Genomic DNA, 18,414 nt, shown 5'->3' on the forward strand with positions numbered 1-18,414 from the left:
AATGATAAATGACAATGAATTACAGACTATTGAGAAAAGTCTGGAGGAACAATTTCTGGAGTTGGATCGCATAGCCTATGCCAATCAGGAAAAAGTACTAAACGCACTGCAAAAGGTTCGCTTAGCCTCGACAGATTTTAACTGGGCTACAGGCTATGGCTACGGCGATGTAGGGCGTGAGAAAGTTGAAGCCGTCTATGCGGATATCTTCCGCACAGAAGACGCCCTGGTGCGTCCGAATATGGTTTCGGGAACGCATGCCATCGCATTAGTGCTTCGTGCCCTAACATCTTACGGCTCCACCATTTTATCCATTACCGGATCGCCATACGATACCCTCCATAAGGTCTTGGGAACCTCCGGCGATGAACCCGGAAACTTAAAGGAGCGAGGGGTCGAGTATAAAGAATTACCTCTAAAAGACAGTATGATCGACTTCGACGGCATCAGCGACGCCATTACCGACGATGTGGACCTTGTGATTATGCAGCGATCCACGGGTTATTCCGATCGCCGAGCCTTTACTGTATCGGAGATCGAGCGAGCGGTTAGAGAAATTCGCAAGAACTACAAGGGGATTATCTTTCTAGACAATTGTTACGGCGAATTTACGGAAATCCAAGAGCCCAGTCAGGTGGGCGTAGATGTGATGGCCGGCTCTCTCATTAAAAATCCGGGGGGAGGCTTAAGCCTTTCCGGCGGGTATGTGGTCGGAAGCGAGGATATCGTCGAGCGGGTCGCTGCGGAACTGACAGCTCCCGGAATCGGAAAAGAGTGCGGTTTAAGTTTCGGCCAGACGCGAAATACACTCATGGGTTTATTTCTCGCACCTCACAGGGTCAATCAGTGTATAAAGGGAGCTCTCCTCTTTGCAAAGACATTCGAGCACTTAGGATTTGATTGCATTCCTTCGTCGAAAGATCCGAGAAGTGATATCGTCCAATCAGTGGCGCTGAAAACCGACGAAAACCTCATCGCTTTTTGTCGCGCCATTCAAAGCGCATCACCCGTGGATTCACACGTTACGCCTTATCCTTGGGATATGCCCGGATATGAAGATCAGGTCATCATGGCGGCAGGAGGCTTTATTGAAGGCTCCTCTATTGAGCTATCGGCCGACGGCCCTATGCGCGAGCCTTATCGCGTCTATTTCCAAGGGGGGCTGACCTACGATCATATTAAAATCACTCTTAAAAGAGTATTAAAAGCAATGGAGCTCATGGATTAAGCAAGCCCTCGGGAAACCGAGGGTTTTTTAGTGCAACAAAAAAGTGCTTATAGATCGCTATAAGCACTTTAGTTTAATACATGCGATAAAGACCGATCACTTTACCGAGAATTTGAAGCTCCTCGACATAAATCGGTTCCATGGAAGAGTTCTCGGGTTGTAAGCAGTAGCGGTGATTTTCTTTATCTTTATAAAACGTCTTGATTGTGGCTTCTTCGTCGATGAGGGCGAGGACAATTTCTCCCTCGCGTGCCGTCGAGCATTGCTCGATAAGAACCTGATCTCCGTCTAAAATACCGGCCTCAACCATGCTTTCGCCCCGAACGGTCAAATAGAATAAATTGCGATCCCTTACCACATCATTGGCCAGGGGAATCGTATCGGAAATATTTTCTGCGGCGAGAATGGGCATGCCGGCGGCCACATTACCTAAAATGGGGATGTCTACAGTCTTCTTTTTTGAATATAGAAAATCGTCATCTTGCTGAACAATTTCGATGGCGCGATTAATAGTGGCACCTCGTCGAATATAGTTCTTATATTCCAACTTTTCCAAATGGGAATGTACAGTGGATGTACTCTTAATATTGCAACCCTCGCAAATATTTCGAATAGAAGGGGGGTAGCCATTGGTTTCGATGTAACGTTTTATAAATAAAAGAATAGTTGATTCGCGATCGGTCAAATCTTCATACATAGAATAAAGCTCCTTTTCTAAGTTAATGTCAGTATACCAAATGCGAACATATATTTCAAACATATATTCTAAAAACCCTTGACATCAAACACATGTTCGAATACAATAAGAACAAATGATCGAACAAGCGTTCCAGATACTATTGGAGGGTTTCTATGAATAAAGTACAAATAAAAAATAATAATCAGCGGCTCGTATCAAAATCGGAGTATCGACGCCGTCGTTTGCGTCTGATTCCTATAATAGGAATTCTATTACTAATTATGATGGGTATGAACTTTGCGCCCTCTGCAAAAACAACGTATTTCGTTCGAGAGGATTATCATGTTCAAAGCGGCGATACACTTTGGAACATAGCCGCATCTTATGCCGGGGAAAAAGACGACTTACGAATGATTGTCGACTCCATAATGGAAGAGAACCAATTAAAAGATTCAGCCGATATTCATCCCGGCGATGTATTGCAAATCGTAATCAAGCATTAGAATTAAATTTACCTATATTAAAAAAGCTTCCTTCGTAAAAGAGGAAGCTTTTTCTATTGAGCACGATTCCCGATTGAGTCAGACGATAAACCTTACGCGATGTTCTCCAATCGCAAATGCTTAGATATATCCGCACCACAGAAGTAAAATAGAATCTCTATAAAAAATACTTTACAGATATCTCACTACAATTCCGGTAAAGGTAGAGTAGAAGGAAGAGTTAAGATATAGAGCACGAAATTAATTTAGTCACAAAATACAAATTTTGTGACTAAATATAACCCATTCTCTTCAAAAAGGGGTTTTAAGAACGTCTCTGAGGATCCTGTTTTTAGCTTTAATAACTGAATTTACGTCCACGTCATTTAGTTGATCCGCCTCATAAGTTTTATATCTGCACTACATGATGTATACGCAAATTCAATAGAGACTTTTAAAAAGGTATTTTATGGCTGAAGATGTTTTAAGGTCTGCTACAAATAAATTACAGCCTAACTTCAATTTGATAATATACTCTATCGTGATTTATTTCTACTTTGTGAAATAATCAACTTATAGATAGCTTCTCTTAACTCTGATTGTAAAACACAAAGAACGGAACACACGTTCAAACATATGTTTACTCTTGTGTATCATCGTCGATGATTTTCTTTACATCTTCCATATTGGAAAGAGGATTTTGGTTCATAGTATAGCGTATATCTTCCAAATTAACGTGAGTATAAATCTGTGTCGTGGAGACGGATTCGTGGCCCAGAATTTCCTGTAGAGATTTAAGATCTTCATTGCCGTATTGGTACATTAAGGTAGCGGCTGTATGGCGTAATTTGTGGACCGTGTATTTGCGGGTATCAAATCCGGCGGCTTTTAAGTGTTTCTCCAGCATATGTTGAATAGAACGATTGCTCATGCGGTTTTTACGCATGCTTAAAAATAATGCATCCTGATCCATCTCTAATTCATTTCGCTTCCTTAAATAGGCTCTGAGAGCCTCCTGTACGCTGCCGTTTAAGTAGACAAGTCTTTCCTTTGAACCTTTACCCATAATGCGTAAGGTATTGTCCTTGTTTAAATCTTCTACGTTCAAACTCGAGAGCTCGCTTAATCGTAAGCCGCAATTTAAAAACAAAGTTGTAATAGCATAATCTCTAAGGCGATAAATGTCCTTTTGCTTGGAGTTTTCCACCGTATTTAGTAGTCGAACCGCTTCTTCCAACGTAAGGTAGACGGGAAGTGAGCGCTCGATTTTCGGCATATCGATGTTTTCCGCAGGGTTTTTGTCCAGCAGCTCTACTTTATAAGTAAGATAGTCGAAGAAGGAGCGAACAGATGAAATTTTTCTGAACTTTGTACGTCCGCTGTTGCCTCGTCCGGAATCCAGATAGGAGATATAGGCATAGATATCCGATTTATCGATAGACTCCAAAAGACTTTTATCTACTTCGTCAATGGAGACTTCATCTAAGCTCTCCACTTTTAAATGTTCTTTTCGAATGCGCATATAGCGTAGAAACTGACGTATATCGTAATAATATTCTCTCGTCGTGCTTTCCGAACGGCCTCGTGCCGCTTTTAAATAGTTTAAATAGTCGTCGACTATACCGGATTGGATCATCGGCGAATTCCTTTCTAAATTGATTTCTATAATAAAAAAACCTGCCTTACGGCAGGTCTTTATTTTGCGTACTCGATGGCGCGTGTTTCGCGGATAACATTGACTTTTATTTGACCGGGGAAATCCAGTTGTGATTCGATTTCCTGAGCGATCTTTCGAGCCGTCGTTACCATATGCGCTTCATCAACTTCGCCGGGTTTTACGATAATGCGTAATTCTCTGCCGGCTTGTACGGCATAGGATTTTTCGATGCCGTCAAATTCTTCGGCAATAGCCTCTAATTGTTGTAAGCGTTTAATATAGGTTTCGATAGTTTCCCTACGAGCGCCCGGCCGCGCCGCACTGATTGCATCGGCAGCTTGAACAAGTATAGCCTCCAGATTGGCAAACTCTACATCGCCATGGTGGGCTTCGATACCGTTTATAACAGCTTCAGGCTCTTTGTAGCGTCTCGCAAGGTCGACACCCAACTCGACGTGGGGACCTTCCACTTCATGATCGATGGATTTTCCTAAATCGTGTAGCAGACCTGCACGTCTTGCAAGTTTCGAGTCGACCCCTACTTCTTCAGCCAAATAGCCTGCGATCTTCGATACCTCGATAGAATGTCTCAAGCAATTTTGACCGAAACTCGTACGGAATTTTAAACGTCCTAGGTATTTTACCAGTTCCGGATGCAGACCATGGACTCCCGCTTCAAAGGCGGCCTCTTCACCGCTTTCCTTGATCACTTCATCCACTTCTTGTCGCGCTTTTTCTACCGTATCTTCAATACGCGTCGGATGTATACGACCGTCCAGGACGAGCTTTTCAAGGGCCAATCGCGCGATTTCTCGACGAATGGGGTTAAAGGACGAAACTACTACTGCTTCCGGAGTATCGTCGATAATGAGGTCGACGCCGGTTAAAGCTTCGATTGCGCGAATATTGCGACCTTCTCTTCCGATAATGCGTCCCTTCATTTCTTCATTAGGAAGGGCAACGACGGAAACCGTGGCTTCTGCTACTTCATCGGCAGCGAGACGTTGAATGGAATGCACGATAATGTCTTGTGCAATCTTCTTACTATCGTCTTTAATTTGGCGCTCAAATTCGCGAATCCTTAGAGCCGATTCCTGGGTGAGTTCGCTATCCAGCTGATTTAGAAGAATTTGCTTAGCTTCTTCTTTCGACAATCCGGAAATTCTCTGAATCTCTTCAGATTTCTTTTCGATAAGTGCATCCACAGAATCTTCCTTTTCCTGAATTCGAGTTTGTTGTTCAAGAATTTGCGATTCCTTCTTTTCAAGTGTCGCACTTTTGGATTGAAGAAGATCTTCTTTTGAAATCAAACGATCTTCAAAACGCTGAAGTTCCGACTTTCGAGCATCATTTTCTTGTTGTACCGTGTCTCTTAGCTTATGAATTTCTTCTTTCGCTTGGAATAAAATATCCCGTTTATTGTTTTCTGCTTCTCGTTCCGCATCAATGATGATATTTTTGGCTAATTCTTCCGCATGCTTCAGTTTACCTTCTGCTATATTACGACGAATAAAATAACCAATTGCTACTCCGAGGATTCCAATAAACAATGCCACAATAATTGAAATGTATGCTGGCAAATGGAACACCTCCTATTCAATTTTCAAGTTTCAAATGGTGTAAACCACGTATTCATTATAACATAGAATCACTTTACCGTGTAATGATTAGCGGAGGCTTTCGTCTTCATCATTAATTACAGGACTGACGGTGCTTTCACCGTTTCGGATCTCTACTCGAAAACTCTTATCGCAAATATTGGTAAGATAATCGTCGTGTGTCACCATGATGATTTGCCGGTGGAAAAGACGGGAACATTCTTTTAAAAACTCCCCCATATTAAAAATATAATCATTACTGATGTGCTTGCCCGGTTCGTCTAAAAAAAGAGGTCCTTCGATTTTAGGACGATGGTTTTCAAGAAAAGCAATGCGAAGTGCGAGGGAAACGATATCTACAACCCCTCCTCCCCTGCTCTGCTCAGGTTTTGTTTTGACGCTATAATCGCCGTAATCGGATTCCACAAAGAATTCAGCAATAGGAAGACCCCTCTTTTCCGATAGATCAACCGTAAATTTCGAGCTGTTTTGCATAATATAGGCTATGGACTGCGTTACGATATCCTCGATTTGATGCTTAGCTTGATTTCTGGAATAATCAGCCGCCTTTTGCAGTAAGATTACGACTCCATTGAGTAGCTTTTCTTTTGATTCTACCGCCTCTAAAGCAGCATGTTGTTTCTTCAGATTCTCGAGTATAAGATCTCGCCGAGCCTCCTCTTGATCCACGGTTTTAGAAAAAATTTGAAGACGATCTTCAAGTTCCTGAATCCTCATGAACGTTCCTCAGGAAGAAGGCGTTCCGCTTCGCTCAACAGGTCTTGTATTTCTCTTTCAATTTTCTCTATTTCCGTTTCTAAAGAACCGGGATCTAAACCGAGGGCTTTTATTTTTTCATTGAGCTCTTTTTCTTCTTTTTCAAGTTCTTCCATTCGCCATTCTGCCCGTTTACGCGTGTCTTTTGCACGTTCGTAGCGACGATTTAAATCATTGATTTGTTGCTCCAGATCCATTTAATCCTCCAAACTTTTCTTAATCGCTGACAAGTGATCTTTATCGATGGGTTGTCTGCAAAGAGGACATGTGCCGGCTCCGGAAAGAGCGGTCATATAAGCCTCCATAGCGTCCTCTGTTTGTTTCTGAGAGTTTGTTAAAGTTCGTTTGTGATTCTCTTTTTCTGCATATAGGTTTCTCCAAGAAGTAACAAGCGATTGAATTATCTGAGTCTTTTCTCTATTCTCTTCAGCCTTTATCAATATATCTCCCGCTTTGTCAACGGTTCTAAATTGTTCTAAAAAAATATGGCCACGTTGAAGTCGCTCTTGAAGTTCTCTGTACTGGAGAAAAAGATCATTATATTGCTTGTATGTAGCAAAGTATGAAACGAGCTCTTCTCCACGAAAGTCATCGATAGAAGATAATCGACTCAACATCTCTCTATTTATGTTTAAATCATCTTGAATTCTTTTATAAGAGGCATAGAGCGGTTTTAATTCCGCCAGATTTTCATAGTTTAACTTTAGAGAATAGAAAAGTTCATCCTGTTTTTTTCCATCTCCCATGGTGGCCATTATATTTCTAGTACCTTCTTGCTCTCGACGGTTTCGAATATAACTCTCCATTAATAAACGATCTCTGGAATAGCGTCTGGCTTTGGCTTCCAGTAAGAGGAGATGATCTTTCATTTCATCGAGATGGGCGTATTCATTCAGTACATCTATGATTTTAGAGCGCTCTTCATTTATATATCGACGCTTGCTTAAAAAGCTTTTGGCATCATTTGAACGCTTTTCCAGATCCTTCAGTTTTTGCAAATATACTGCTAATCTGTCGCGTAGCTCCAACATTTCATCTAAGGATTGGAAAGCCTCGAGAGATTTTTCGGTCTCCTCTATTTCCGATTCCATCAAATCTTTTTGCGTAGACAACTGTTTTTTATCCCTAAGGGTATTGCGCATGGTTTCATCTAAAACGTCTACTCCAACCATACGTCCGATAGCCTGGGCTTTATAGGCATCGGTCTCTTGCAGCAAAAAAGGCCCTTCCAACTGATCTGAAAAATTTAGGGGAAGAGATTTTTTATCATCCAACATGACCTTATAGATGCCTGTTGTCTCCCGTATTTCTTGAGGTACATGGGTACCAAATCCTTCAAATACAATTTCCTCTTCGTCGGGTTTTCTTAAAATATATTGATTTTTAGATTTACTCCTGAGCCTTGTGACCTCCACACGATCTTGGAAACGGACAGTAACCGCTACTTCGCTCTCCCCTTCCCGTACGAAGTCTACTCCGGAAGGTTCGTTAAATAGATTCCAGCGAAGAGCTCGCATAATAGCAGTTTTTCCGCTGTCGGAAGGTCCGACGATAACATTGACGCCGCGAGATAAATCGAGTTCTGTATAGTTGTGGGATTGAAAATTCTTCAGAATTATTTTTTCAATATACTTCACAGATTACTCCTTCGCTCCTCTACATCGGCGATGCGCCTTAAAGCTTCATCTTTTATTGTTTTATCTAGTTTTTCATTTTCGGCAATATCGACGATAACATCTAAAAAATTAATATGATCGTATCTACCTGCACCCTCGATAGATTCTTTAAATTCCGCTAATTCTCTGCGCTTAAATTTATGCATCTCGATCTCTGTGCGGTCCAGTACTTCGTCACCGGGCTGTGCGGACTTCAAATAGTATTCTTCGATTGTGCAACTATTCTTAACGACTTCGATCAAAAGTATTTTAGGTCGACGCTTCAGCTCAGTAAGAGAATTCGAAATACGAACCGTAGCGCCCGGATTGGCGAAGATCTTTCCTTCTATTTCAGTAATGGGAATGCCGTCGTGCAAATGGCCACTCAGTGTTAAATCCGCCTTAGTTTCCAAAATATCTGAAATCGTCGTATGGGAGAACATAGCCTTCGTGCTGTCGGTCATTAAAAACCCGTGCACAAGATGAATAGCAAAATCAGCTCTAGGATCTTTCTCTTTCACAATATAAAGATCGCGATTTTCCTCTCGATCCAAACCGTAAATATAAGGTGCACCGCTTAATTGAACCGTGGTCTCTCCATCTTCTAAAAGAATAGCTTCGTTATTTAAAATATGAATGATTCCCAAAGTATCCAAAAGCCCCATCATGGTTCGCGGTAAGGTAATGGGATTGTGGCCATAAATATCGTGATTTCCACTAATAGCGTAGATAGGTTTCGTGAATTTCTGTAAGACCGGAATAACCTCGTTCATAACCGAAATAGAGACATCGGGACGATCGAAGAGATCGCCTCCATGAAGAATATAATCGGCATTCCAAGAAATGGAAAGCTCCTGTATCTCTAGGATTTTATTTAGTACCGTTTCAAAAAAATTATCTGTTCGCGATTTCGGATTGGTACCCCGAACATGACTGTCGGTGAAGTATATAAATCTCAAGGATTATTCCTCCTCAAAGGGCTGATTATTCTCCTCCACTGTATCATTTTTATTATCCATATGATAATGCTCGCGAACTTTATGATCGATTTCTTCTAATAGATCGGGATTTTCAAGTAAGAAATTCTTGGAGTTTTCCCGGCCTTGACCTAGCTTTGCCTCGCCATAACTGAACCAGGATCCCGCCTTTTCTACGATCCCGGCTTCGACGGCAGCATCCAGCGTACTCCCCACTTTCGATATGCCGGTTCCGTACATAATGTCAAATTCAGCTTTTTTAAAAGGAGGTGCCACTTTATTTTTTACAACTTTAACGCGAACGCGATTACCGATTATGTCGTCTCCCTTTTTAATGCTGTCGATACGACGGATATCCATACGTACAGAGGTAAAGAACTTAAGAGCGCGACCTCCCGTAGTTGTTTCCGGATTGCCGAACATAACGCCGATTTTTTCGCGAAGTTGGTTAATAAAAATAACAGAGGCTTTGGATTTGCTGATGGCTCCCGTTAATTTCCTTAATCCTTGGCTCATAAGGCGCGCTTGGAGGCCCATATGACTGTCTCCCATTTCCCCTTCGATCTCCGCTTTCGGTACGAGGGCGGCTACGGAGTCCACAACGATTAAATCCACTGCATTACTGCGCACCAAGCTTTCGGTAATTTCCAGCGCCTGTTCTCCCGTATCCGGTTGAGAAATAATGAGGTTTTCTATATCCACACCTAAGTTTTTGCTATAGGTCGGATCCAGAGCGTGTTCGGCGTCGATAAAAGCTGCAGTTCCCCCCAGCTTTTGTGCTTCGGCAATCATATGAAGTGCCAGCGTCGTCTTACCGGAAGATTCAGGGCCGTAAATTTCTAAAATTCTACCGCGCGGAATACCTCCTATTCCCAGGGCGATGTCTAGGCTTAGAGAGCCGGTGGGAATGGATTCTAAATTTAAATTGGCATTTTCGCCGAGACGCATAATGGCGCCTTTACCATATTCTTTCTCGATTTTTGCAATAGCGTCGTCTAATGCTCTTCTTTTACTTTCGTCCATTATTCTCTCCTAACTCGTGTAATAGAATAGAAGCCAAAATAAATTTAGAGCTTCTAAATTGGATAGTCTTTCGATCCCCTTTAAAAAGACGTTTGCCGCCCATTATTTCTTCACCATTTTTACTAATGGAGTAGAAGACGGTACCGACCTCGTGATCTGTGGAGGGCTCGGGGCCGGCCTCCCCTGTCGTGGCTACAGAATAAGTGGATTGCGTCTTGTTGTAAAGACCTGCGCTCATTTCTCCGGCCACCTCTTTCGATACCACGCTATGAGCCTCTATAGTTTGGGGTTTAACCTTTAAAAGCTTTTCTTTAGTTTCATTGCTGTAGGTAATGTAGCTTTCTTTTAAAACATCACTGGCCCCGGCGACTCCCGTGATCATCGTCGCCAGGGTTCCGCCGGTAACGGACTCCGCAAAACTGATCGTCATATTTTTTTCTCGCAAAAGGTCGACTAAGGTTTCAAAGGAGTCTCTCTCTCCATTGCCGTAGAGGTGATCTTTAAAGAGCTCCTTAACCCGTTCTACAGCTTGGGCATGCTCTTTTCCAATTCTTTTAACATCTTCCGGATTTTCGGCATGGGCAATTATTTTTATTTCCACTTCACCTGTTTTTGCAAAAGTGTTAATCTCTACATTTTCCGTTTCGATTTTTTCTTCTCTAAATATAGATTCACATAGAGATTCGCCGATATTGAGAAGGCGAAGACTTGTTACAAAGTTCTCACCGGCAACTTTTTCCAAATAGTTCTCGACTATATCATCGGCCATCGGCTCAAATTCTCTCGGCGGGCCCGGCATAAGGAAAAATTGCTTGCCTTCATAATTTAAAAGGCAGCCCGGTGCTGTTCCCTTATGATTATCGATTATAATGGCGCCCTTCGGAAATTCGGCTTGACGCTTATTATTTTCCGTAATGTTTTTTGAAAAACTCATGGAAACATTTACGATATATTCCCATGCTTCCTCGTCGAATACGAGTTCCAGTCCCAAGGCGTGGGCTAAAGCCTGTTTCGTCATATCATCCTGAGTCGGTCCCAGACCGCCGCACAAGAAGATAACATTGCTTCGCTTCATAGCCAATTCAATAGCGTCGCGAATGTCGCTATAACTATCCCGTACGGATTCGTGATAGCGCACCTCATAACCTACATCTGTAAGTTTTCGAGAAAGATAAGGACCGTTTGTATTGGTTATGGAACCGATAAGAATTTCGGTTCCTATGGTGATGATTTCTGAAATCATAAAAACTCCTACATGTTTTCCAGGTCAAGTACGGTTTTGTTTTTTACGAAATAATCGATACCGCTAAGTACCGTTAAGATGACGGCGATATAAAAGATAAAGACACCGATTCCCTGAGGAATTGGCGGAGAAAACAACAAGGCGATTAAAGACGCGAGCTGCGTGATGGTCTTCAATTTACCGAAGGGACTTGCCGCAATAGTAATATCTTCGGAAGCTGCAATAATACGAAACCCTGTAATAGCAAGCTCGCGTGCCACAATGATAATGACGCCCCATGCGGGAATAATACCTTGTTCCACCAAGATTATAAATCCCGAAATCGTAAGAATTTTGTCCGCCAACGGATCTAAAAACTTACCGAAAGTAGTGACAAGATTATGCTTTCTCGCCAAATGTCCGTCCAGAAAATCTGTAAAAGAGGCGATCGTAAATACGACAGCGCCTAAAACAGCTGCGGATCGCGAACCGATCAACATAAGGATCACGAAAACAGGCACAAGTGCCAGTCTCAGTACCGTCAATTTATTTGCTATGTTCAATGTAAACGCCTCCCAGATCATAGGCCGTGGCCTCGGTAATTTTTACCTGCACAAATTCTCCCGGCTCCAAATTCTTATCTGCTTGAACCATAACGATACCGTCAATATCAGGAGAATCTAAATAAGATCGTCCGATATAGCCTTCGTCCGCTTTTTCCGTAATAAGAACCTCTAGGGTTTTGCCCACATGATTTTCCATAAGCTTTTCAGAGGAGAGCATTTGAGCATTCATAAAACTTTCTACACGCTCCCTCTTGATCTCTTCAGGTACCTGATCCTCCAATTCCGCTGCAGGCGTCCCTTCCTCTTTCGAATAAGAAAAGGCACCGGCACGATCAATAGGCGTTTCTTCAATGAAATCTATAACCTCTTGGAAATCATCATCAGTCTCTCCCGGAAAGCCCAGTAGAAATGTTGAGCGAATGGCCATATGAGGAATCTCATCACGTAGACGTTCGATCAGACGCTCAACAGCCTTACGGTCGGTTTTACGATTCATAGCATGCAGAACTTTATCCGATGCGTGCTGAATGGGAATATCGATATAAGGTAAAATCTTGGGATTATCTCGCATTTCTTCGATTAAAGAGTCATCGAAGTGATCGGGATAGGCGTATAAAATCCGAACCCATTTTAAATCCTCTATATCTCTCAAGACCTTTAAAAGTTCCACGAGAGCGTAGCGGCCGTAAAGATCAATGCCATAATCCGTTGTATTTTGCGCGATAAGAATAATCTCGCGTGTACCGCGACTTACGAGGTATTTAATTTCTTCGACAATGGCCTCTATAGGTCGACTAATATTGTTTCCTTTTAAATAGGGAATAATACAATAGGTGCAACGATTATTACAACCTTCGGAAATTTTCACATATTCTGTTATCGAAACTTCGTCACGTTTAAATTCCTCGATGTAATCTGTCTCGATGGATTCGGTGTAAATCGGTTTTTCATCTTTATAGGCCACTTCGATGGCCTCATTAATCGAACGTATATGGCCGGGACCTATAATTCCATCGGCCTCGGGAATGGCTTCTAAAAGCTCCTCCGGGTAACGCTGTGCAAGGCAGCCGGCGAGGAGCAGAGTTTCAAGTTTGCCTTCCGTTTTTAAACGAGCGAGGTCTAAAATAGTATCGATGGATTCTTCTTTAGCCGCGTCGATAAAGCCGCAGGTGTTGACGACGATTACCTCCGCATCTGTTACGGAGTTTGTGAAGCGATATTTTTCTTCGTTTAAAACACCTCGCATTTGACCGGAATCGACGTCATTTTTAGAACAACCTAATGTAACGATGGACACTTGCTTCATATATTCTCCTGATCTTCTTTCATTGCTTCTATCTGTTCTTTTGTCATTAATAATTTTCTGGGCTTTGAACCTTCATGAGGCCCTATGATGCCCATTTCCTCGATTTGGTCGACGATTCTTGCCGCACGTGCATATCCTACTTTTAACTTGCGTTGTAAAAACGAAATGGAGGCCTGCTCCTGATTGAGGACGATGTCAATGGCATCGTAAAGCAAGGGGTCTTCGTCGGAAACCGCCTTCGTAACTTTCTTCTCCAGTGTATCCATTGCCTCTTCGTCATATTCAGTCTCAGTTGTATTGGACTTTACGAAGTTTAATACCTGCTCTACTTCGTGATCCGAGACGAAGGCACCTTGAACGCGTTTCGGCTTCGAATAACTACTCGGATAGAATAGCATATCTCCTTTTCCGAGAAGTCGTTCAGCGCCGGACATATCCAAAATCGTACGGGAGTCGATGGAAGAGGATACGGAAAAAGCGATTCGTGAGGGAATATTTGCCTTAATGGTACCCGTAATAACATCAACCGAGGGGCGTTGTGTAGCTAAAATAAGGTGGATTCCGGCGGCTCGAGCCATTTGCGCGAGTCGCGTAATATAATCTTCCACTTCTTTTGCTGCTACCATCATAAGGTCACTCAACTCGTCGACGACGATGACGATCTTCGGCATCTTTTCTCCGTCTTCCGCTTTAATTTTCTCGTTATAGCCTGAAATGTCGCGAACACCGGTTTCCGCAAATGCTTTATAACGTTTTTCCATTTCTTCCACCGCCCAAGCTAAGGCAAAGGCGGCTTTTTTAGCGTCCGTTACGACAGGAATCAACAAATGGGGAATCCCGTTATAAATTCCTAACTCTACCACCTTCGGATCGATCAAAATAAGGCGTACTTCCTCCGGCGGTGCTTTGTATAAAATACCCATTAATATAGAGTTAATACACACGGATTTACCTGAACCCGTCGCCCCGGCGATCAGTAAGTGGGGCATTTTATCGATGGAAGAAACGATCGTTTCGCCGCTGACATCTTTTCCTAGGGATAAGGGAACTGCGGAATCTAATTGTTTAAAAGCTTTGCTTTCGATAATTTCACGTAAACCTACGCTGTCTTTTTCTGTATTGGGCACTTCGATACCGATAGCACTTTTACCGGGAATAGGAGCTTCAATTCGAATATCGGAACTCGCCAAGGATAAGCTTAAATTATCGTGTAATGATACGATCCGGCTGATCTTTACACCCGGGGCCGGTTCGAGTTCATAGGACGTAATAGACGGGCCGCGATTGATAGCGGTAACATGGCAGTCTACATTAAAATTATCCATGACTTCTTCGATAATATCGGCATTTTTACGAATATCTTCGTGACTTCCGCCTCGCTTTCCCTCCGTAGGTTTAAGCAATGAAATTGGAGGGTAGTCGTATACGATGTCCACGCTCTCCGTTTGAATTGTTTTAGAAAAAGATTCCTTTTCGGCATCATTTAACGGCTCGACCCGTTTCGGTTTCTTTTCTTCTTCGGGAATATAATCGCGAATCTCCACCACAGATTCTTTTGGACGGTCTTCATCTTTAAAGGCGGCCATACCCGACATAACGGGCTCTTTTTTACGATTTTTTCGAGTTTTTGTATCCTTCACCTTTTGATTTTCAACTCGATTATCTTTAGCTTCGCGTAGAGAGGTACGAGAATTTTCGATTTTATTTTTAAAGCTCTTCCCTATTCTTTTTTTCTGATCCTCCGTCAGCATTCGATATAGGATAAAAATAGTGATAAGAACAAGTAATATACGACTTCCAACAACTCCTAAAAATCCCACGAGAAGACGCGCAAACTGATCACCTACAAGACCCCCGTCAATTGGGAGATGATGAAAGTTATCCACTCTCTCACTCCATGCTAAAGGCGTACGATCGGGGTTATAGACCAACAACATGCTGCCTAGAAACAGTACGACAGACAAAATTAAAAATTTAATTTTTTGTTTTAACGGCCATTCGGTAATAAAACATAGACCGATAATAAAAAGTAAGACACAAAAAAGAGGCGCCACGGAGCCAAATAAAAAGTAAATTGAACTGCTCGCCCACTCACCGAAAAGGCCCATTTGGTCGCTATATAAACTGATAAGAGATAATACGGCTAAAATAACGAGGAAGCCGCCGACCAAATATGGCCTTTGTTCATCTCCACTGTGTTTTTTATTATTTCCGGCTTTTCTTTTTTTAGGCAAAATAGTCTCCTTTAATCAAATATATGTTCGCCTCTATTATACCATAATAATTCCATTCTGAAAGTGTTAGCGAACACCTGTATGGCCGAATCCTCCTTCGCCTCGAACAGTTTTTGACAGCTCGCTTTGTTCTTCGACCTCTTCCCATTGGGCGGTCTCATAGCGCATAAAAACGATTTGTGCGATGCGATCCCCATCTTCTATGGTTACATTTTCCTTAGACAGATTGATTAATAAAACATTTAACTCGCCACGGTAATCGCTGTCGATAGTACCGATACCATTGACCGTAGTAAGGCCTTTTTTTAATGAGAGACCGCTTCTCGCGCGCACCTGTCCCTCTACCCCTTCCGGAATTTCAAAGAACAAACCGGTGGGCACCATAACGCGATCTAAGGGTTCGAGAATCATGGGCTCTTTAAGATTTGCCTGAAGATCCATGCCACATGCACCGCTGGTTTTATATGCGGGAAGGGGGTGATTGGATTGATTGAAAACTTTTACTTTCATTATTCCTCCATATGAAAAAACCGCCGAAGCGGTTTTCAGTTTTACTCTTTATTATCTTGTGGCTTTGCTTCTTTATCCTTGCGTTCAGGCTTAGGTAAAAGAGCCTTTCTCGACAGTCCGATTTTTCCACGCTCGAGATTAATGACTTTTACTTTTACATTATCGCCTACGCTCAATACATCGGAGACTTGAGCGATGCGCTTGTGGTCAATATTGGAAATATGAAGGAGTCCTTCTTTTTGCCATAAGATTTCAACGAAAGCGCCGAAGTCCACGATCTTTGTAACCGTACCTTCGAATACTTCACCCACTTCGATTTCGTGAACGATGTCTTCGATAATCTTTTTAGCAGCTAATGCGCCGTCGTCATTGGCAATGATGGAGACGCGACCGTCGTCTTCAATTTCAATTTGAGCACCTGTCTCTTCTGTAATTTTATGAATAACCTTTCCGCCGCTACCGATAACTTCACCGATTTTTTCGGGATCGATCATTAAGCCGGTAATGCGCGGTGCATAAGGCGACAGATCTTCGCGGGGCTCGGCGATTGTACCGTGAATATGATCCAAGAGCTCAATACGTGCATCCTTCGCCTGAGCGAGAGCGCGCATTAAAATATCTCTCGATACACCGTCGATTTTAATATCCATCTGAAGGGCGGTAATTCCCTCTCTCGTACCGGCGACTTTAAAGTCCATGTCGCCGTAGTGGTCCTCTAAACCTTGGATATCCGTTAAAATAACCGGGTCGTCACCATTATCTATTAAGCCCATAGCAATGCCCGCTACCGGTGCGTGAATGGGAACGCCGGCATCCATAAGGGCTAAAGTAGAACCGCAAATACTCGCTTGAGACGAAGAGCCGTTGGATTCCAATATCTCATTAACAACGCGAATATAGTACGGGAATTCTTCTTCTGTAGGTAAAACGGGAATAAGTGCACGTTCAGCAAGATTGCCGTGACCTATTTCTCGGCGACCCGGACTTCTCGGCGGACGGGTCTCCCCTACCGAATAAGAGGGGAAATTATAGTGGTGTACATAGCGTTTTGTGTACTCCGGATCAAGACCGTCGATGATTTGTCCTTCCGTCAACGCCGCCAGAGTAACTGCCGTAAGAGCTTGGGTTTGGCCGCGGGTAAATAGAGCACTACCGTGGGCCCGTGGCAGTAGACCGACTTCTGAAGATAGATGACGAATTTCAGTAAAAGCTCTTCCGTCGCTGCGTACGCCCTCTACGAGAATTTGCTTTTTGAAAACTTCCTGAGTAATGGATTCAAAAATTGAATTTACTTGAACATCCCGATAATCTTCCTCTTCTTCCAGAGACTCTACGAGCTCATCTTTAATTTGACCCAATGCATGACCTTGCTCTGTCTTATCGGCAATTCGCAAAGCTTCTTCTATTTTTCCATAGACCAATTCATTGATCTTCTGCTCGTAAGATTCGTCGATTTCAAGACCGATGTAGTCCATCTTTTCACGTCCAACTTCGGACACGATGTCTTCGATAAAGGTGACGATTTTTTTAATTTCATCGTGAGCATACATAATGGCGTCAAGTACTACATCCTCACTTAGAAGATTAACTTCCGCCTCTACCATCATAATGGCACCTTTAGTTCCCGAAACGGCGAGATTCAAATCGGAATCTTGCTGATCGTCCACCGATGGATTTAGTATAAATTTATCGTCTTTCATCCCGATGCGCACCGATCCTGTAGGTCCTTGGAAAGGAATATCGGAAATCGACAAGGCAATGGACGAGCCTATCATCGCTAAAATATCCGTAGGATAATCGGGGTCATAGCTTACGACAGTAGCTGTTACCTGTAAGCTATGGTGAAAATCGTCGGGAAAGAGAGGACGAATGGGTCGGTCGATTAAACGACTGGTTAGAATAGCATTCGTACCCGGTCGACCTTCGCGTTTATTAAATCCGCCCGGTATTTTACCCGCGGCATAGTATTTTTCCTCATAATCGCAACTTAGGGGAAGAAAATCCACCCCTTCTTTAGCTTTCGTAGAAGCAGTGGCCGTTACAAGTACGACGCTGTCCCCTTGCTTAACCCAGCATGCGCCATTGGCTTGTTTTGCAACTTTTCCGACTTCAACAGTTAAAGGTACACCGTTCAATAATGTTGTAAACGACTTTTCCATGTCACTCTCTTTCCTTATAAAGAAAGAGCGGTTGCCCGCTCTTCAGTAATTCCTTATCCTCTAATGCCGAGACGTTCAATTAATTCTCTGTAACGCTCGACGTCTTTATTTTTCAAATAGCGAAGTAAGTTTCTTCTCTTACCGACCATTTTCAAAAGACCTCTTCGAGAGTGGTGGTCTTTTTTATGTTCTTTTAAGTGTTCGTTCAAGGTATTAATGGTGTGCGTTAAAATAGCAACTTGCACTTCAGGAGAACCGGTGTCCCCTTCTTCACGTTGGTATTCTTTAATGATCGCTTGTTTTTGTTCTTTAGATAACATAATTTCCTCCTAAAATTTAAT

17 protein-coding genes are annotated in these 18,414 nt (G+C 42.7%); 2 read left to right on the forward strand and 15 right to left on the reverse strand.

Annotated features, from left to right (window positions below):
- Window position 1: 1 nt before the first annotated feature.
- Window positions 2-1,228 (forward strand): methionine gamma-lyase family protein, encoded by a 1,227-nt coding sequence (locus PEPTYR26121_RS01955; protein ID WP_180498683.1) that lies wholly within the window; start codon window positions 2-4, stop codon window positions 1,226-1,228.
- 73 nt (window positions 1,229-1,301) lie between these two features.
- On the opposite strand, the gene lexA is transcribed toward PEPTYR26121_RS01955, so the two are convergent.
- Window positions 1,302-1,925 (reverse strand): transcriptional repressor LexA, encoded by a 624-nt coding sequence (gene lexA / locus PEPTYR26121_RS01960; protein WP_180498685.1) that lies wholly within the window; start codon window positions 1,923-1,925, stop codon window positions 1,302-1,304.
- A 155-nt stretch (window positions 1,926-2,080) separates the two neighbouring features.
- Between lexA and PEPTYR26121_RS01965 the strand changes: the two genes are divergently transcribed.
- On the forward strand, window positions 2,081-2,410 hold the full coding sequence (locus PEPTYR26121_RS01965; protein ID WP_180498687.1) for a LysM peptidoglycan-binding domain-containing protein: 330 nt from the start codon (window positions 2,081-2,083) through the stop codon (window positions 2,408-2,410).
- Window positions 2,411-3,029: 619 nt separating this feature from the next.
- Here PEPTYR26121_RS01965 and PEPTYR26121_RS01970 read toward each other — a convergent pair.
- From PEPTYR26121_RS01970 to rpsO, 14 genes are all read right to left on the reverse strand, one after another.
- Window positions 3,030-4,025 (reverse strand): tyrosine recombinase XerC, encoded by a 996-nt coding sequence (locus PEPTYR26121_RS01970; protein ID WP_180498689.1) that lies wholly within the window; start codon window positions 4,023-4,025, stop codon window positions 3,030-3,032.
- A gap of 59 nt (window positions 4,026-4,084) precedes the next feature.
- Window positions 4,085-5,626 carry a ribonuclease Y gene (rny, locus tag PEPTYR26121_RS01975; protein ID WP_180498691.1) on the reverse strand — a complete coding sequence of 514 codons (1,542 nt, stop codon included), beginning with the start codon at window positions 5,624-5,626 and terminating at the stop codon, window positions 4,085-4,087.
- 87 nt (window positions 5,627-5,713) lie between these two features.
- Window positions 5,714-6,382 (reverse strand): ATPase, encoded by a 669-nt coding sequence (locus PEPTYR26121_RS01980; RefSeq protein WP_180498693.1) that lies wholly within the window; start codon window positions 6,380-6,382, stop codon window positions 5,714-5,716.
- Window positions 6,379-6,618, reverse strand: a complete 240-nt coding sequence (locus PEPTYR26121_RS01985) for a hypothetical protein (RefSeq protein WP_180498695.1) — start codon at window positions 6,616-6,618, stop codon at window positions 6,379-6,381. Before PEPTYR26121_RS01985 ends, PEPTYR26121_RS01980 begins: the two co-directional genes overlap by 4 nt.
- Window positions 6,619-8,058, reverse strand: coding sequence for an AAA family ATPase (locus PEPTYR26121_RS01990; RefSeq protein ID WP_180498697.1), 1,440 nt, complete (start codon window positions 8,056-8,058; stop codon window positions 6,619-6,621). It lies immediately after the preceding gene.
- Window positions 8,055-9,035 carry a metallophosphoesterase family protein gene (locus PEPTYR26121_RS01995; protein ID WP_180498699.1) on the reverse strand — a complete coding sequence of 327 codons (981 nt, stop codon included), beginning with the start codon at window positions 9,033-9,035 and terminating at the stop codon, window positions 8,055-8,057. The genes PEPTYR26121_RS01990 and PEPTYR26121_RS01995 overlap by 4 nt, the downstream gene beginning before the upstream one ends.
- A 3-nt stretch (window positions 9,036-9,038) precedes the next feature.
- Entirely contained in the window at window positions 9,039-10,076 is a 1,038-nt protein-coding gene (gene recA, locus PEPTYR26121_RS02000; RefSeq protein ID WP_180498701.1) for a recombinase RecA, read from the reverse strand.
- A complete protein-coding gene (locus PEPTYR26121_RS02005; RefSeq protein WP_180498703.1) occupies window positions 10,063-11,319 on the reverse strand; it encodes a competence/damage-inducible protein A in 1,257 nt (418 codons plus the stop codon). Before PEPTYR26121_RS02005 ends, recA begins: the two co-directional genes overlap by 14 nt.
- Before the next feature lie 8 nt (window positions 11,320-11,327).
- Window positions 11,328-11,861, reverse strand: coding sequence for a CDP-diacylglycerol--glycerol-3-phosphate 3-phosphatidyltransferase (pgsA, locus tag PEPTYR26121_RS02010; protein WP_180498705.1), 534 nt, complete (start codon window positions 11,859-11,861; stop codon window positions 11,328-11,330).
- Entirely contained in the window at window positions 11,845-13,170 is a 1,326-nt protein-coding gene (gene rimO, locus PEPTYR26121_RS02015; RefSeq protein WP_180498707.1) for a 30S ribosomal protein S12 methylthiotransferase RimO, read from the reverse strand. The genes pgsA and rimO overlap by 17 nt, the downstream gene beginning before the upstream one ends.
- Complete coding sequence (locus PEPTYR26121_RS02020) at window positions 13,167-15,404, reverse strand: FtsK/SpoIIIE family DNA translocase (RefSeq protein ID WP_246285869.1); 2,238 nt, start codon at window positions 15,402-15,404, stop codon at window positions 13,167-13,169. Before PEPTYR26121_RS02020 ends, rimO begins: the two co-directional genes overlap by 4 nt.
- A 66-nt stretch (window positions 15,405-15,470) precedes the next feature.
- Window positions 15,471-15,914: a dUTP diphosphatase gene (dut, locus tag PEPTYR26121_RS02025; protein ID WP_180498709.1), complete on the reverse strand. Its 444-nt coding sequence runs from the start codon at window positions 15,912-15,914 to the stop codon at window positions 15,471-15,473.
- Between the two features lie 41 nt (window positions 15,915-15,955).
- Entirely contained in the window at window positions 15,956-18,073 is a 2,118-nt protein-coding gene (gene pnp / locus PEPTYR26121_RS02030) for a polyribonucleotide nucleotidyltransferase (protein WP_180498711.1), read from the reverse strand.
- Window positions 18,074-18,126: 53 nt separating this feature from the next.
- Entirely contained in the window at window positions 18,127-18,393 is a 267-nt protein-coding gene (rpsO, locus tag PEPTYR26121_RS02035) for a 30S ribosomal protein S15 (RefSeq protein WP_218956308.1), read from the reverse strand.
- Window positions 18,394-18,414: the final 21 nt, after the last annotated feature.

The organism is Aedoeadaptatus nemausensis, assembly GCF_903819165.1.
Classification (GTDB): domain Bacteria; phylum Bacillota; class Clostridia; order Tissierellales; family Peptoniphilaceae; genus Aedoeadaptatus; species Aedoeadaptatus nemausensis.

What these genes read in the sequence shown, in the direction of transcription:
- PEPTYR26121_RS01955 (WP_180498683.1), top strand. Translation starts at nt 2, where the DNA reads ATGATAAATGACAATGAATTACAGACTATTGAGAAAAGTCTGGAGGAA.
- lexA (WP_180498685.1), bottom strand. Translation starts at nt 1,925, where the DNA reads ATGTATGAAGATTTGACCGATCGCGAATCAACTATTCTTTTATTTATA.
- PEPTYR26121_RS01965 (WP_180498687.1), top strand. Translation starts at nt 2,081, where the DNA reads ATGAATAAAGTACAAATAAAAAATAATAATCAGCGGCTCGTATCAAAA.
- PEPTYR26121_RS01970 (WP_180498689.1), bottom strand. Translation starts at nt 4,025, where the DNA reads ATGATCCAATCCGGTATAGTCGACGACTATTTAAACTATTTAAAAGCG.
- PEPTYR26121_RS01980 (WP_180498693.1), bottom strand. Translation starts at nt 6,382, where the DNA reads ATGAGGATTCAGGAACTTGAAGATCGTCTTCAAATTTTTTCTAAAACC.
- PEPTYR26121_RS01985 (WP_180498695.1), bottom strand. Translation starts at nt 6,618, where the DNA reads ATGGATCTGGAGCAACAAATCAATGATTTAAATCGTCGCTACGAACGT.
- recA (WP_180498701.1), bottom strand. Translation starts at nt 10,076, where the DNA reads ATGGACGAAAGTAAAAGAAGAGCATTAGACGACGCTATTGCAAAAATC.
- PEPTYR26121_RS02005 (WP_180498703.1), bottom strand. Translation starts at nt 11,319, where the DNA reads ATGATTTCAGAAATCATCACCATAGGAACCGAAATTCTTATCGGTTCC.
- rimO (WP_180498707.1), bottom strand. Translation starts at nt 13,170, where the DNA reads ATGAAGCAAGTGTCCATCGTTACATTAGGTTGTTCTAAAAATGACGTC.
- dut (WP_180498709.1), bottom strand. Translation starts at nt 15,914, where the DNA reads ATGAAAGTAAAAGTTTTCAATCAATCCAATCACCCCCTTCCCGCATAT.
- pnp (WP_180498711.1), bottom strand. Translation starts at nt 18,073, where the DNA reads ATGGAAAAGTCGTTTACAACATTATTGAACGGTGTACCTTTAACTGTT.
- rpsO (WP_218956308.1), bottom strand. Translation starts at nt 18,393, where the DNA reads ATGTTATCTAAAGAACAAAAACAAGCGATCATTAAAGAATACCAACGT.